Annotated in this window: 9 protein-coding genes; 5 read left to right on the forward strand and 4 right to left on the reverse strand. The window is 72.0% G+C overall.

Annotation, left to right across the window (positions count from 1 at the left end; translation table 11 throughout):
• Positions 1-40: 40 nt before the first annotated feature.
• Together J2S42_RS18895 and J2S42_RS18900 are read right to left on the reverse strand one after the other, a co-directional pair.
• Positions 41-454: a roadblock/LC7 domain-containing protein gene (locus J2S42_RS18895; RefSeq protein ID WP_306837879.1), complete on the reverse strand. Its 414-nt coding sequence runs from the start codon at positions 452-454 to the stop codon at positions 41-43.
• Complete coding sequence (locus J2S42_RS18900; protein WP_370879407.1) at positions 451-3597, reverse strand: sensor histidine kinase; 3147 nt, start codon at positions 3595-3597, stop codon at positions 451-453. The genes J2S42_RS18895 and J2S42_RS18900 overlap by 4 nt, the downstream gene beginning before the upstream one ends.
• Positions 3598-4018: 421 nt before the next feature.
• Between J2S42_RS18900 and J2S42_RS18905 the strand changes: the two genes are divergently transcribed.
• A complete protein-coding gene (locus tag J2S42_RS18905; protein WP_307240988.1) occupies positions 4019-5182 on the forward strand; it encodes an ABC transporter substrate-binding protein in 1164 nt (387 codons plus the stop codon).
• Positions 5183-5240: 58 nt separating this feature from the next.
• Here the strand turns inward: J2S42_RS18905 and J2S42_RS18910 are convergent, their stop codons facing one another.
• Positions 5241-6035, reverse strand: a complete 795-nt coding sequence (locus J2S42_RS18910) for an ABC transporter permease (RefSeq protein ID WP_307240990.1) — start codon at positions 6033-6035, stop codon at positions 5241-5243.
• A gap of 138 nt (positions 6036-6173) precedes the next feature.
• Here J2S42_RS18910 and J2S42_RS18915 point away from each other — a divergent pair, with 138 nt between their 5' ends.
• A complete protein-coding gene (locus J2S42_RS18915) occupies positions 6174-6944 on the forward strand; it encodes an ABC transporter ATP-binding protein (RefSeq protein ID WP_307240992.1) in 771 nt (256 codons plus the stop codon).
• Positions 6945-7013: 69 nt separating this feature from the next.
• Here J2S42_RS18915 and J2S42_RS18920 read toward each other — a convergent pair whose 3' ends face one another.
• A complete protein-coding gene (locus tag J2S42_RS18920; RefSeq protein ID WP_307240994.1) occupies positions 7014-7997 on the reverse strand; it encodes an ABC transporter substrate-binding protein in 984 nt (327 codons plus the stop codon).
• Between the two features lie 287 nt (positions 7998-8284).
• Here J2S42_RS18920 and J2S42_RS18925 point away from each other — a divergent pair, with 287 nt between their 5' ends.
• The 3 genes from J2S42_RS18925 to J2S42_RS18935 all read left to right on the forward strand — a co-directional run bounded on the left by J2S42_RS18925 (position 8285) and on the right by J2S42_RS18935 (position 14733).
• On the forward strand, positions 8285-9217 hold the full coding sequence (locus J2S42_RS18925; protein WP_307240996.1) for a TIGR03560 family F420-dependent LLM class oxidoreductase: 933 nt from the start codon (positions 8285-8287) through the stop codon (positions 9215-9217).
• 28 nt (positions 9218-9245) lie between these two features.
• Entirely contained in the window at positions 9246-10406 is a 1161-nt protein-coding gene (locus J2S42_RS18930; protein WP_307240997.1) for a hypothetical protein, read from the forward strand.
• Positions 10407-10479: 73 nt separating this feature from the next.
• A complete protein-coding gene (locus tag J2S42_RS18935; protein ID WP_307240999.1) occupies positions 10480-14733 on the forward strand; it encodes a hypothetical protein in 4254 nt (1417 codons plus the stop codon).
• Position 14734: the final 1 nt, after the last annotated feature.

The raw sequence follows: 14734 nt of genomic DNA on the forward strand, positions 1-14734 counted from the left end.
CCATCGATGATATTAACTGCTGTCCGGCTTCGCCGGGGGGTCATACGGTGTGACCCACGGCCTCGCGCGGAAGCGGGCGCAGAGCCGCACCGACCCGCTCCACGAGAAGCGCCATCTCGTAGCCGACCTGGCCCACGTCGCAGCTGCGCGCGGCCAGCACGGCCATCGAGCTTCCGTCCGAGATGGACATGAGGAAGAGGTACCCGCTGTCCATCTCGATGATGGTCTGCTGGACGCCGCCGCCGTGGAACATCCGGGCGGCGCCCTCGGTCAGGCTGACCACACCGGAGGTGATGGCCGCCAGCTGGTCCGCCCGGTCGTGCGGGAGGTCCCGCGACGACGCGAGCAACAGGCCATCCGCCGACACGGCCACCACGTGGGCGATGCCGGCGACGCTGTCGGCGAAGTTGCTCAAAAGCCAACCCATGTCCTGCATCGCAGCTTGGCGGGTCATCCGTTGGTCTCCTTGGGGTTGGACTCGGCGTCGCCGGCTTCGGCACCGGCGCTCCGGCCGCGGTGCACACCACGGTGGTACGCGGACAGCAGGCCACGCACCTCATCGGGGGTGCGACGGGTTCGTTCCGCGGGCTTCGTCTCGACGCCGCCGGGGACCAGCTGCGCCTGCGGGGTCCGCTTCGGCAGGCCGGACCGGGTGGTGCCGCTGGTGGCCGGCTTGGCCGCCTCCTGCGCGCGCTTCCAGCCGTCGTCGGCCGCGGTGCGCCAGGTGGCCTCGTCCGGCGTCACCGACGGAGACGTCGCCGGGGCCGGTACCGGAGCCGGTGCGGGCGCCGCGGCCGGAGCGCCGAAACCGGAACTCACCGGCGTGCTGGTCTCCGCGCCGTACGACGTCGCACGGCTCTCGGACCGCCGCGGCGCGGCCGGCTCGGGAGCGCGCACCGGCAGCGCCGTGGTCTCGGCCGTCATCGCGGACGACGCCGACGGGGACGGCGCGCTGGTGCCACCGACCGGCGGCGGCGCGTACCCGGCCGTCGGCATCGACCAGACCGCGGTGTCGGCCTGGCCGTGGGTGCGGAACCAGACCGCCTCCATCTGCCGGAAGATCGGCGCCTCGCCCTGCTCCGCCGGTGCACCGCCACGCTCGAACGGGGCCGTGCTGACCCCGCCCGGGGAGGCGGACATCGGGTGGACGGTGGCGGAGATCGTCTGCGCTTCGGGCGCCGAGGCGACCGGGGGCACGATCGGCGTCTGCACCGACGGCGGGGCCGGCGGTGCGACCGGTGGGGCTACCGGCGGCGGCGCGACCGGAGCCGGAGCGATCGCCGCGGGCTGCGTCTGCCGCTGGCTCGGGAACGCGGACCCGCCGATGGTCGGCAGCTGCTGCGTGGCGTCCTGCCGGGGGCGCAGCGGGTTCTGCCCGGCGACCGGCAGCGCCTGCGTCGGAGTGCCCGCGTTGACCTGGAAGTCACGCGGCTGCTGCGGTGCGGGCTGCTGCCACTGCTCGGCCGGCTCGCGCGGCGGGGTGAGCGTGGCGGTACGCGACGGGGTGAGCGACTCGCCCCACGCGGGTGGGGAGCTGACCGGTGCCGACGGGCCCTGCTCGACGGCGAGCGGGCTGCGCGGACGCGGCAGAGCAGGCTCGCGCCCACGGGTGCGCGGTAGCACAACCACCCCGTGCGGCAATGTCACTTGCGCGACAGTACCACCCTCCACATTGGGCCGAAGCTCCACTCGGATGCCGTAACGGGAGGCGAGCCGGCCGACGACCGCGAGACCCATCAGGCGGAACGCGCCGACGTCCACGGTGGGCGGTGTCTCGAGCCGCTGGTTCAGCGACTCCATCTGCTCCTCGGTCATGCCGAGGCCACGGTCCTCCACCTGGATCAGCACGTAGTCCCGGACGCGGCGGGCGTCCGCGACCACCACCGTGTTCGGCGGCGAGAACCGGGTCGCGTTGTCGAGCAGCTCGGCGACGAGCCGCACGACGTCGTTGACCGCGTGCGCGGAGACCGAGATGTCGGTGTCCACCGTGCCGAACTCGATGCGGTTGTAGAGCTCGACCTCGGACTGCGAGGCCCGGAGCACGTCGATCAGAAGCGCGTCCTCGCGCCGCGGCGGCGCGGAGTCCGCGCCCGCGAGAACCAGCAGGTTCTCGTCGTTGCGGCGCATTCGGGTGGCGAGGTGGTCGAGCTGGAAGAGCTGGGCGAGGCGCTTGGGGTCCTCCTCACCTCGCTCGATCTTGTCGAGCTCACCGATCATGCGGTCGACCAGCGCCTGCGAGCGGCGGGCCAGGTTGAGGAACATCGCGGAGACGGAGGTACGGAGGGCGGCCTGCTCGGCCGCGATCCGGACCGCCTCGCGGTGCACCACGTTGAAGGCCTGCGCGACCTCACCGACCTCGTCCCGCGTGTTGAGGCGGATCGGGTCGCGCAGCTCCTTGACGATCTCGTCCGCGCCGCCCTCACCGAGGCTGCGCACGTCACGGAGCCGGGCGACCGCGTCCGGGAGGTCGTGGTTGGCCACCGTCATGGCGCCCTCACGCAGTCGCCGGAGCGACGCGTTGAGCGAGCGGGCGAGCAGGAACGCGAGAGCGACGGCGACCGCGAGCGCGATGAGGACCAGCGCGATCTCGATGATCACCTGCTGGACGACCGCGTTCTGCTCCGCCTCCGCGTACGCGACGAGCTGCTGCTCGATGCCGATCTCGGCGTGCCGCATCAGGTTCGCGACCGCGCCGATGGCGGCGGAGGCGGCGTCCGCGGTGATCTCCGGCTGCGCGGTCGAGCCGGCGGTGGTGATGATGGTGTTCGCCACGCGCTCGGCGAACGTGACCGCGTCACCGGTGATCGTGCTGTTGACGACGTTGCGCAGCGCCTCGTCGTTCGAGGCCGCGACCGCGACCTGCGCCTCCTGCTGTTCGGCCAGCGTGGCGAGGAACGAGGCGAGCTGCTCCTGCCCGAGGTTCCGGTTGCCCAGCAGCGCGACGTACGCGACGGCCTGCTCCTCCGCGGTGGCGTTCTTCGCGTTCGAGAACGCGAAGGCGGTCCGCAGCGAGTCGGCGAGGTCACCCTCACCGGCGGTCTGACTGATCACCTCCAGGTACGCCATCAGGTCGTCCATCACCACGCCGTAGCGCAGGATCGCGGCCTGCGGGGTGGTCCTCTCCCCCGCCAGCACGTCCTGCCGGGTGGTGTCCAGCCGCTCGTCGATGTTGCTGTCGATGGTCAGCAGCCGGGTCTCGACGTTCTCCGGCAGACCGGAGAGTGCCCGCCGGGACTCCTGGTAGGACGCGATGCGCTGATCGGTCGCCGCGGTCGCGGCCGTGAACGCGTTCGACAGGTTGGCGTTGCTCCCACCCGCGAGCAGGCGAGCGGCTGCCATCCGCTCACCGTGCAGATCATGGGAGAGCGCCGACACGTCGAGGCTGAGCGCGGTCAGCGACCGCACGAGGCCTGCGTCCGCGGCCCGGTTGGTGCTCTCCCAGAGCCGCAGGCTTGCGAGCACGAGGATGGCTGCCACCGGGACCACGAGGATCATGGCGAGCTTTGTACGGATCCGGGCGTCGCGAAGGCGCGGCAGACCGGATCGACGCGCGGGACGCGCGAAGTTGCCCAAATTCGCTTTGGGGTGCGTGCTCACGAGACCTCCGTCGTTCTCGTCCACGCGCAACCCGCCTTCATGACGGCATGGGGGGTGGGGTTGTCACACGCGGCACGATCCGCGATTTCACCAGAAGCGGCCGCGAATGGGAAGCCTCAGGGAGGCAGGAATCGGTCTCGGCGGACCGATCATCCAAGAACAGTCAGCCGGTGTGGAGTCGGTCTCACCGCGTTGAACTGCACGAATGACTCGGCGCGTGCTATTAATCACCGCAAAGTTATGCCAAATGCACACCGGACCCGCCCGCATCGTGGGACGAAGTGTCCACGAACGAGCATCCACCTCCAGCTTGACCAGTAGACCGAACGGTTGGCACAGTTCTCGCGTTTGCCGTCTCGTACGCGGGACGGCAGTGAGCGCCGCGCAGCCGTCGCTGCGCCGCGAAGAGGAGGACTGACCCTTGAGGCCAACCCGCGCCATGCTCGCGGTGGTCACCTCGGCCGCTCTGCTGGCAACGGCCGCCGGATGCGATTCAGCGACCACTGAGGACACCGCAGCAACCATTCTGATCGCCGCCGATCTGGAGCTGTCCGGTTCCGGCGCCTCGGTGGGCACCGCCTACAAGAACGCGCTGGAGCTGAAGAGAGATCAGCTCAACGCGGTGCCCGGTGGCCCGAGGATCGAGCTGGACATCAAAGACAACCGGTCGGACAGCAAACTGTCGGCCCAGAACATCACCCAGTTCGCCAACAACTCGAATGTTGCGGCGCTCATCACAGGCGCTTGCGCGCAGTGTGTGACGGAGTCACTGGAGACGATCACGGCGCGCAAGCTTCCGACGATCTCTCTGTCGCCGTCGTCCGATGTGGTGCTTCCGGTCACAGAACGTCAATTCATCTTCAAGCTTGCGTCCAATCCGGATCACAACGCGTCCGCACTGGTGTCCGAAATTGCGTCGTCCGATATTGATCGCTTCGCGTTGGTGACGACGACCGACCCGTACGGCGAGAACATGCGGGAGACGATCACCAACGAGGCGCGCAACGCGGATATGACCAAGGTCGGCGACCGGCCGATCGCGCCGGGCGACGCGGAGGTCGACACCGCCGTCGCGCAGCTGGTCGCGCTGGCCCCGGACGCGCTGGTGGTGGGCGCGCTGCCGGACCGCGCGCAGGAGGTCGCGGTCAGCGCCCGCAAGGCCGGCTTCGACGGCCCCATCTTCTTCGACGCGGCCGCGGCCGGTGACCTGTTCCTGTCCGGCGAGGCGCAGAAGGCGTCGGACGGCGCGACCATGGTCTTCTCGCAGACGCTGACGATCGACGAGGTCATCGCGAACACGCCGGCCAAGGCTTCGCGAGCCGCGTGGTTCAGCGACTACACGTCCCGGTTCGGCACGTACTACGGGCCGTCCTCGTTCGCCGCGGACGCGGTGCAGCTGATCGTGAACGGCGTGCAGCGGGCCGGCGGCACGAACGGCGACGCGCTGCGCGGCGCGATCGAGACCAGCCAGATGGACGGGATCACCGGCCCGATCCGCCTGACCCCGACGAACCACTCGGGTCTGATGCCGCAGACGCTGGTGGTGCTGGTCGCGGACAGCGGTCGCTGGCACCTGAAGGCCTGATCCACCACGGTACGACGAAGGGGGCCCGCCGACCGGTGGGCCCCCTTCGCGTTGCCGTCTACCGGGAGGTCTCCCGGGCCCACGGCAGCAGCAGGCGCTCCGCCCAGACGATCAGGTAGTACGACAGCACGCTCATCAGGCCGAGCAGGAAGATGCCGGCGAACGCGAGCGGCGTGTTCAGCTGCGACCGGGACGACGCGATCACGTAGCCGATGCCGTCGCCGCCACCACCGATGAACTCACCCACCACCGCGCCGACGAACGCCAGCGAGATGCCGAGCTTGAGGCCGGTGAAGAACTGCGGCAGCGCCCACGGCACGCGGACCTTGAGGAACGTCTTCAGCTTCGACGCGTCCATCGACTGGGTCAGCTCGATCAGGTCGGCCGGCACCGACTTCAGGCCGGCCATCGTGGACAGCACGATCGGGAAGAACGAGAGCAGCACCACGACCAGCACCTTCGGCTCGTAGCCGAAGCCGAACCACATCACCAGCATCGGGCCGATGGCGATCTTCGGGATGGCGTTGAAGGCCACCAGGATCGGGGAGATGGCCTGGTCCAGCACGCGCGAACCGGCAAGCGACAGCGCCAGCAGCACCCCGATGACGATCGCGATGGCAAAGCCCAGCCAAACCTCGAACAGGGTGAACAGCGACTGGTCGATCAGGTACTCGGCACGTGAGCCGACGATCACCTCGAGCGCGAGCTCGGGCGACGGGACCACGGACGTCGGCACGTCCCAGACGCGTACCGCGGCGTACCAGGCGGCCAGGATCAACACGAAAGCGAACAACGGCAGAAGCACGCCGCCGACCTGCGGGCGTCGGAAACGCCCCACGGCCTGCGTGGTCATAGGAACTCCCTTGTGGACCTGAGGGGTGGGAATCTCGCGATAGCGGCAAATCATGAGATTTGACGCTATGTACGGACCAATGATGCAGGGGCTAGCCTGTGCGCGCAGGGTGCTCGCCGATCGCACAGGAGAGGGCAAATGATCCAGCTCAACAACGTCTCCCGGACGTTCCACGGACGCCGCGGCACCGTGGAGGCGCTGCGGGGCATCAACTTGCACATCCGCGAGGGCGAGTTCGTCGCGATCGTGGGCCGGTCCGGTTGCGGCAAGTCCACACTGCTCCGCCTGATCGCCGGGCTGCTCCCGGTGACCGACGGCAACATCGTGGTCGGCGGCACCGCCGTCACCAAGGCGCGGCGGGAGACCGCAATGCAGTTCCAGCGTCCGGCACTGCTGCCGTGGCGTACCGTGCTGGGCAACGTGCTGTTCCCGGTGGAGATCTTCGGCTGGAAGAAGCGCCAGCACGTCGAGCGCGCCCGACAGCTGCTCGCCACCGTCGGCCTCGAGGGGTTCGAGGACCGCATGCCGCACGAGCTCTCCGGTGGCATGCAGCAGCGTGTCTCGCTGTGCCGGTCGCTGATCCAGTCGCCCAAGGTGATGCTGATGGACGAGCCGTTCTCCGCGCTCGACGCGCTCACCCGCGAGGAGATGAGCGTCGAACTGCAGCGCATCCACATGGAGGAGCGGACCACCACGGTCTTCGTCACCCACTCGATCGACGAGGCGGTGCTGCTGGCCGACCGGGTGATCGTGCTCAGCCCGCGGCCGGGCCGGATCAAGGAGATCGTCGATATCGACGTCCCCCGCCCGCGGTCGCTCGGCCCCAGCGCGCACCTGGAGACGCTGGCCGGGCACCAGGCCCGCCTGCACGAGCTGCTGATGCACCGGGACGAGCCGATCGCTGCCTGACCTTTGTGGACAGACATTCGGCCGTGCCCCGCGAGGGACACGGCCGAATGTCGTTGCGGCATCGTGCGATCAGGCCTTGGGAGCCAGATCGATCTTCACGAAGTCCGCCGGGGTCTTGCCGGCCGGGATCGAGCCGGCGCCCTCGAGGATCGCGATGACCTTGGCGACCCGGTCCGCGTCGACGACGCCCAGCTTCGGCGCGTCACCGATGGTGTAGGTCTTCATGATGACCATCTCGGCCGCGGCGACCTCGACGTCCGTCTCCGGGACGGCCTTGGCGAGGATGTCCGCGGACTCCTTCGGGTTGTTGATCGAGTAGTCCATGCCCTTGAGCAGCGCGGTCGCGAACTTCTGCGCCATCTCCGGGTTCTCGTTCGCGATCTTGTCCGAGGTGAGCAGGAAGTGACCGTAGAGGTCGGTGATCACGTCGGAGAACGGCAGCGAGACCGCCTTGCGGGTGCCGCCGCCGGCCGCCTTCTCGATCAGCGGCTGACCCACGACGAACTGGCCGATCGCGTCGACCCTGCCCTGGCCGAGCGCCGGGCCGAGCGCGCCCGCCTCGGTCGGGACGATCGTGACCTTCTTGTCGTCGAAGCCGGCGAGCTTCGCGTACAGCGGGAAGAGGATCGAGGTGGTGGCGCCGTTCTGGTCGCCGAGCTTCTTGCCCTCGAGGTCCTTCGGCGTGGTGATGCCCTTGTCGTCGAGGGTCATGATGCCGACCATCGAGCGCTGCTGCACGGCCGCGACCGCGGTGATGCCCTCGGTCTTGCCGTTCGCCTTGGTCAGCATGTAGCCGGTCGAGTCCACCGGCGCGAAGTCGGCGGCGCCGGACTGCAGCGCGGCCATGTTCTCGCCGGAGCCGGTGCCGACCTGGATGTCGACGTCGAGGCCGACCTCCTCGAAGAAGCCCTTCTCCTTCGCGACGTACGCGTAGCCCTCACGGCCGAACGTATTGAACGCTGTTAGGTACGTCACCTTGGTGAGCTCGCCGGAGGCGCTGTCGCCTCCGGAGTCACCCGAATCGGTGCATCCGGCCACTGCCACCACTGCCATGGCAGCAACAGCCGCCGCGAGTCCGCGGAACGTCCTCATGGGATTCTTGCCCTTCCTCCAGCCACCCTGGCTAGGCCATCTAGGTCAGGTGTGAGCGGGCCGGGCGGTGGCGGCATCACTATCGATCCCCCTGCCGACAACCCCCGGCGTAGCGGGCAACAGAGTACGAGACCACGCGTTACCGGTCACCCCGCCCTCGCATTGCGAGACGGCAACGAAATGGACAGTGTTGGCTTAACCACTTCTTAGGTGCGAGAACGCCGAGATGGGGGCTAACCTCTGCGCCCATGCGAGTCTGCGTGTTCACCGAGCCACACCGTGGCGCCACATTCGACGAGATGGTGCGCGCGGCGCGGCACGCCGAGGCAGCCGGTTACGACGGCTTCTTCCGCGCGGACCACTTCATGCCGGTGAACAGGTCGGACGGCTTCCCGGGCCCGTCCGACGCGTGGGTGACGCTCGGCGCGATCGCGCGTGAGACGCGCACTATCCGGCTCGGCACACTGCTGACTTCAGCGACTTTCCGTCACCCCGCGATCACGGCGGTAACCGTCGCGCAGGTGGACGAGATGAGCAACGGACGCATCGACTTCGGTCTCGGCGCGGGGTGGCTCGGCGCGGAACACACAGCGCTCGGTATTCCTTTCTTCACACCGCGTGAAAGGTTCGAGCGTCTCGACGAACAGCTCCAGATCATCACCGGGCTGTGGGCGACTCCGCGCGGCGAGCGCTTCTCGTTCAGTGGCAAGCATTTCACGCTCGTCGACGCACTCGCGTTGCCGAAGCCGGTGCAGACGCCCGGCCCGCCGGTGATCGTCGGCGGCCGCGGTCCGAAGAGCACGCCGCGGCTGGCCGCGCTGTACGCGGACGAGTACAACGTGCCGCCGTCGTCCGCCAAGAAGTGCGCCGAGCAGTACGAGCTGGTCCGCGCCGCGAGCGAGAAGTACGGCCGGACCAAGGCACCCCTGGTGTTCTCCGCGAGCGTCGCGGTCGCATGCGGGCGCACCGACGCGGAGATCGCCGAGCGCCTGGCGCTGCTGGAGGAGCCGTCCATCCTGCCGCCCGAGCCGGTCGTCGCCGGCACGCCAGCCCAGGTGGTCGAGGAGCTCGCCGCGTACGCCGAGGCCGGCGCCACCCGGCTCTACGTGCGGCTGCGCGACCAGTCCGACCTGGACCTGCTGGATCTCCTCGCGGCCGAGGTCATTCCGCACCTTCCGTAACGTTTCCGCCACCCGTAACGTGCCCCACATGGCCATTCGGACCTGGGGCAGGGTGCTGCTGACCTCGCTCGGCGTGAGTCTCCTGGTGGGCGCCGGTCAGCTCGGCGTCGCCTACGGGTTCGGCCTCGTCCGCTTCGGGCGCGCGTTCGCCGACGGCATCGAGAACCAGTGGCACGCGCAGCTCACCTGGGTGGCCTGGTTCGCGATCGTCGCGGCCGTCACCGGCGCGCTGGCCGCGGACCGCGCCGCCCGCCGGCTCGGCTACGACGGCGGCCTCCGCATGCTGGCCGGTCTGGCGGTCTCCGCCTCGATCGGCGCGGCCGGGGTAGCCCTGATCACCATGCCGGCCGCGCACGCCGCGCGGCTCACCGACGGCACCGATCCGGCCGGCGCGGTCGGCACCGCGGTCCTCGCCGGTGCGGCCGCCGGCCTGCCGCTCGCCGCGCTCGCCCTCTGGCAGCGCGCGTACGCCTGGGCACTGATCGCCGTCGCGGCCGCGGCCTGGCTGCTCGCCGTCGCCTCGGCGGTGCCGTCGTTCGGGCCGGGCCAGGAGATGCCGGCCGTCCGGCTGGGTGTGCTCGACCCGGCCGCGTTCAGCACCGGCACCGTTCAGCGCCTCGCGGTCGTGGTGATGCCGTCGCTCGCGCTGATCGCCGGTGCCGCGGTCGGCGCGGTCGCCCGCCGCCGGGAGTGGCACACCGCGGTCATCGCCACGTCCGGGCTGCTCGGGGCGGCGCCGCTGGCCGTCGCGTACCTCGCAGCCGGCCCCGGTGGCCCGGCCGACGCCTACCAGGCGGCGCCGTTCTGGGGCTCGCTGGTGGCGCTGGCCGCGGGCGCGCTGGGCTCGCTGCTCGCGGTCGTCACGCACCGCACCGACGTCAAAGACCCAGATCAGAACCCTCCGCCGGTACGGGGTGAGCCCGGCGACCCGGACTCCTCCCCCGGCGGTCCCGGTTCCTCGTCCGAGGCTGGTTCTCCGGCCGCGAGCGGGGTATCCGTACCCGATGTGACCCTTGATCCGGCCGCGCCCGGCGCGGTCGACCCGCGACACGGACCGGACCTCGGCGAATCCGCTCGATCCCGGCACTCCGATAAGCTCCATCGGCTCGACCAGCACGGACGAACCAGTCAGTACAGACATACCGGCCACAACGGGGAAGTCAGACCACCCAGGAACGAAGGACGATGATCCGCCCGGCAGGGAATCTCACATCTCCCGTGATTCCGTGCCGAACGCTTTGATCTCTCCGACACTGGATGACGTGTTGTCTCCCAAGGAACGCGAGACGCAGGAAGAGGGCGGGAGCGACATGTTCACCCCCGAGACGGACGGCGGCGACCGCGACCAGACGCGCCCGCGGGGCGACGCCGACCCGGCCCAGGAGCACCCGCTCCCGGACGACGCTGCCTGGACCAGCCCGGCATCCCTCCGCCAGGGCAGTCGCAGCGGCTTCGGCGAGATCGAGGAGCCGCCCCCGGCCCTGGACGCACTCCGCCAGCCGACCGGCGCGTTCCGCCAGGCCAACTGGTCCGCCGCCTTCGGCGCCAACCAACCCTGGGAACTCGACCAGTCCGAACGCGAGCCCACCCCCTTCGAACTCGCCGAACGCGCCCGCCGCGCCGAAGCCGACCGTCTCCTCGCCACCGGCGACCACGACTTCGGCGCCCCGGCCGACGCGCCTTCGACGCCCACCGGGAACAGCGACGCCACCGTCCCGGCGGACAGCGGCGCGGCCTTCCCGGCGCCCGCTGATGGTGGTGACGCGGTGCAAGACGGTGGGATCGATCACGATCGCGACGTCGGCACGAGCACGAGCACGAGCGCCGAACGAATCCCGGCCGCACAGGACCGATCGAGCGTCGGTGACCGCGCCGCTGACACCGGCCACTCGGTCACCCTGGACTTCGGAGCGTCGGCGGAGCCGCCACCGGAAGCGCCGCAGAGCGGCAGCCTGAACACGCGGATCGGCCTCGCAAGCCTGCGCGCCGACTTCGCGGCCGGCATCCGCGCCGGCTCGGAGGACGCCACCGAGTTGCCCGGCGGCCCGGCCATCCCGCCGCCTCCCGCTCCCGGCCCGCCTCCCCCGCTCCCGACGCACTCCCAGCGCCCCGCGTCCACGTCCGCCGCACAGCCGGACGACCCGGCCGGTGCGGTCACGCGTCCAGGCGGCCCGGCCGCCGCCATGCAACCAGACAGCCCGATCGACGCCACCACGCAACCGGGCGACACCATCGCTACGCCGCCGGACACCCTGACCGGCGCCACCACGCAGTCGGGTGTCCCGGCTGCGGCGGCGTTCCAGCCGGGGGCCTCGGCCGGCGCAGGTTCCTCCGCCACGCCGCCGGGTGGCGAGCCCGGCACCGCCGCGCAGCCGGGTGGCGGGGTCGCGGCCGACTCCGTCCCACAGGAGGCCGGGGCGGTACCGGTCGCTGGTGCGGCCACCGCATCCGGCGGGACCGATCCGGCCGAGACGTTCGCACCGGCGCCGACGTCCACGCCGGAGGCGACGCCGCCGGCCCCGGACACCACGCGGCCAGCGCCGGAGGCGACGTTCGCGCCGGAGGCGACGCGGATGGCGCCGCCGGTGATCGAGCCGGAGTTCCGGGTCGTTCCGCCGGACCCGCCCGCCGACGACTCCCTCACGGTCGCGTCGCCGGTGCAGGCCGTCCCGGTCCCGGGCCCGGCCCCGGCCCGCACACTCGGCGAGCGCCTGGTCGAGGCCGGCCTCTTCGACAAGGACTACTTCACACCGCGCCGGGAGACCGAAACCCCCGCCGCCGACCAGCCACCGGCGCACGGCGACGTGTGGACCCCGCGTCAGGAGCCGACCCAGACGGAGGCACCCGCCGCCGACCAGCCAGCAGCACACGGCGACGTGTGGAGTGCGCACCAGGAGCCGGCCCGGGCCGAGGCCCAGGCAGCCGCCGGCCTGCCCGCGGCACACGACGACGTACGGGGCACACGCCAGGAGCCGGTTCAGGACGATCCGGCGCGCAGCCCTTCCCCGGCGACCGCTCACGGGGACGTCCCGGCCGCGCCCGCGGAGCAGAGCCGCCCGGCCGGTGACGCGGCCGAGCCGGCGTACCCGGCGCGGGTCTTCCCCCGGATCTTCGATCCGATAGAGCCTCCCGCGGAGATGCCCGGTCTCTTCGAGTCGGCCGGTTCCCGCGCCGCTCCGGCGCCGTCGCTCTTCGAGCCGGTCCGGCAGAAGCTCAGTGAGCCGCCCGCCGAGCAGCCCGCAGCCACCCCTGCCGCGCTGCGTCCCACCGGCACCGCCCCGCAGTGGCCCGCGGACACGCCGCCGGCCGGTCCCGGCACGCCATGGGGCACGCCCGCGGACGTCGCGTCGGCCGCCCCGGGTGCACAGTGGGCCGCCGCCTCGCAGCCACAGGACACCACCTCACGGCAGGCCGAGCCGGGCGGGATGGATGAGGAGCACTCGCAGCGACGCGAGGCCGCCCCGCCGGCCTTCGCCGACCGGCCAGCCGGTGCCGCCGACTCGGCGGCGGCGCACGGCGCCACGCCTGCCTCAGCGGCGCATGGCGCGACTCCGCCTTCGGCGGCGCCGCGGCCGCCGGAGCGTTCAGGGCTGCCCCGGTTCGCCGTCAGCCGCCCGGAGAACAGCACGCTGCCGGATGTGCCGGCTCCGTCCCGGTTCGGCACGGGGCCGGCGCCCGCCGGGCCCAGCCCGCGCGTCAACCCGGCACCGAACGCGACGGGCGATAACGCCGCGCGACCGCAGCTACGGTTCCCCGGTGGTGCCGGTGATGCCCGGGATGCCGGTGCGCACCCGGCAGCCCCGGCGGCGCAGTTCGGTGACCCGGCGGTGACCGGACCGACCGCGCAGCCGGATTCGTGGCCGGTCGCCGGTACCGGACGGCCGGGCTTCCCCGCGCCGGAGACCACCGGGCCGGCTCAGCAGATCCCACCCGGACCGGCTCAGCAACCCCCAGCGGGCCCGGCCGTCCGTCCGCCGAACATCCGGACGGCGAACGACATCGTCGCTCAGGCGGACCTGCGGTTCCCGGCCGCGTCCGCGCAGCCGGACGCACCGGCATCGCGGCCCACCAGCCCGGCGGCGACCGGACTCAGCGCATCGCCGGCCCCGAACGACGCCGCGACGTGGCAGGATGCCGCCGCCTCACACTCGGGCGCCACCAGCACACCGCCGACGCTGCGTTTCCCGGCGGACACCGGCGCACGGCCGGACTTCCCGGCCACCGGCACGGCCACAGCGGATGCCGCCGCCCCGGGCGACCCGCGGCTCTCCGCCGGCGACGCCACCCACCCCGATGCCCAGACGTCGCCGGCCACCGGCCCGACTGCGGCGGACGCCGTCCAGGCTGGCCCGCCGCTATCCGGCGACTCCTCCGCTGACCAGCGCGGTGTGCCGGCCGAAGACAACCGCACCGAGCCGCACCCCGGCTTCCCGGCCGCCGAAGCCGCGCGACCGCTCTCCCCGGCGCCGCGGCCTGTCAGCCCAGCGGCACCCGGCGTCTTTGATCAGCCCGTCCCGGCGCCCCGGCCCGTCGGCCAGGCAGCGCCCGACCTCGCCGACCGGCCAGGTCCAGCACCACGACCCATCAGCCCGGCAACGCCCGGCCCGGTCGGTCAGCCGGGCCCGGTGTCGCGTCTCCCCGAGGCCGACATCACGCGGCCGGCCTCACCCGAGCCGTGGGAAACGGACCCTGCGACGACGGACCTGCGCGCGCCAGAAGCCGCGACCGGCCGCCCGCACTCGCCCACACCGTGGAACGCCGACCCGGCGACGACCGGTCTCCGCGCACAGCCGGACCGTTTCCCGGCCGGGCCGGAGGCGGATGCACCGCGACCGCACTCCCCGTCTTCGTGGGACACCGAACCGGCGACCATGGACCTCCGCGCACAAGCGGCCCGCTTCGCCACCGGACCAGAGGCCGAGGCGGCCCGGCCACACTCCCCGTCCCCGTGGGGAACCGACCCGGCGACCACGAACCTCGGTTCGGCGTCGCCGCGCCGGCCCGCGGAGGGCACGGCCGGCCGGAATGAATCCGGCGGGCGGGCGGAGACGGTGCACGAAGGGGTGCTGTTGCCGCCGGAGGAGCCGCGGGCGGCGCGGAACACCTGGTCGATGCCGGATTCGTGGGGCGCGGACGACGCCTGGTCGGTGACGGATGACTGGGCGCCGACCGCGCCGACTTCCGGTGGCCGTACGGTGCGGCCGGCCCGGGACGACGTGTGGCCCGCGCCGGACGAGCCGGCCGGTGCCTGGGGTTCCGGGTCCGCGTACGAGGCCGGTGCCCCGACCGGCGCCCGGCCGGCGCCCGAGCCCTGGCAGTCCCCGGCCCCGGACGCACCGGCCGCCGCACCGGAGGACGTGGATGTGCCGGCCGCGAAGCCGGAGAAGCGCCGCCGCGGTCTCTTCCGGCGCCGTAACCAGCCCGCTCAGCCGCCGGTGGCGGAGGCGGTCCCGCTGCGGGACGAGGAGTACGTCGACTGGGTCAGCGGCCTCGGCGACCGCTCCGACGAGGACTGAC

It is taken from the genome of Catenuloplanes indicus (assembly GCF_030813715.1).
GTDB lineage: Bacteria > Actinomycetota > Actinomycetes > Mycobacteriales > Micromonosporaceae > Catenuloplanes > Catenuloplanes indicus.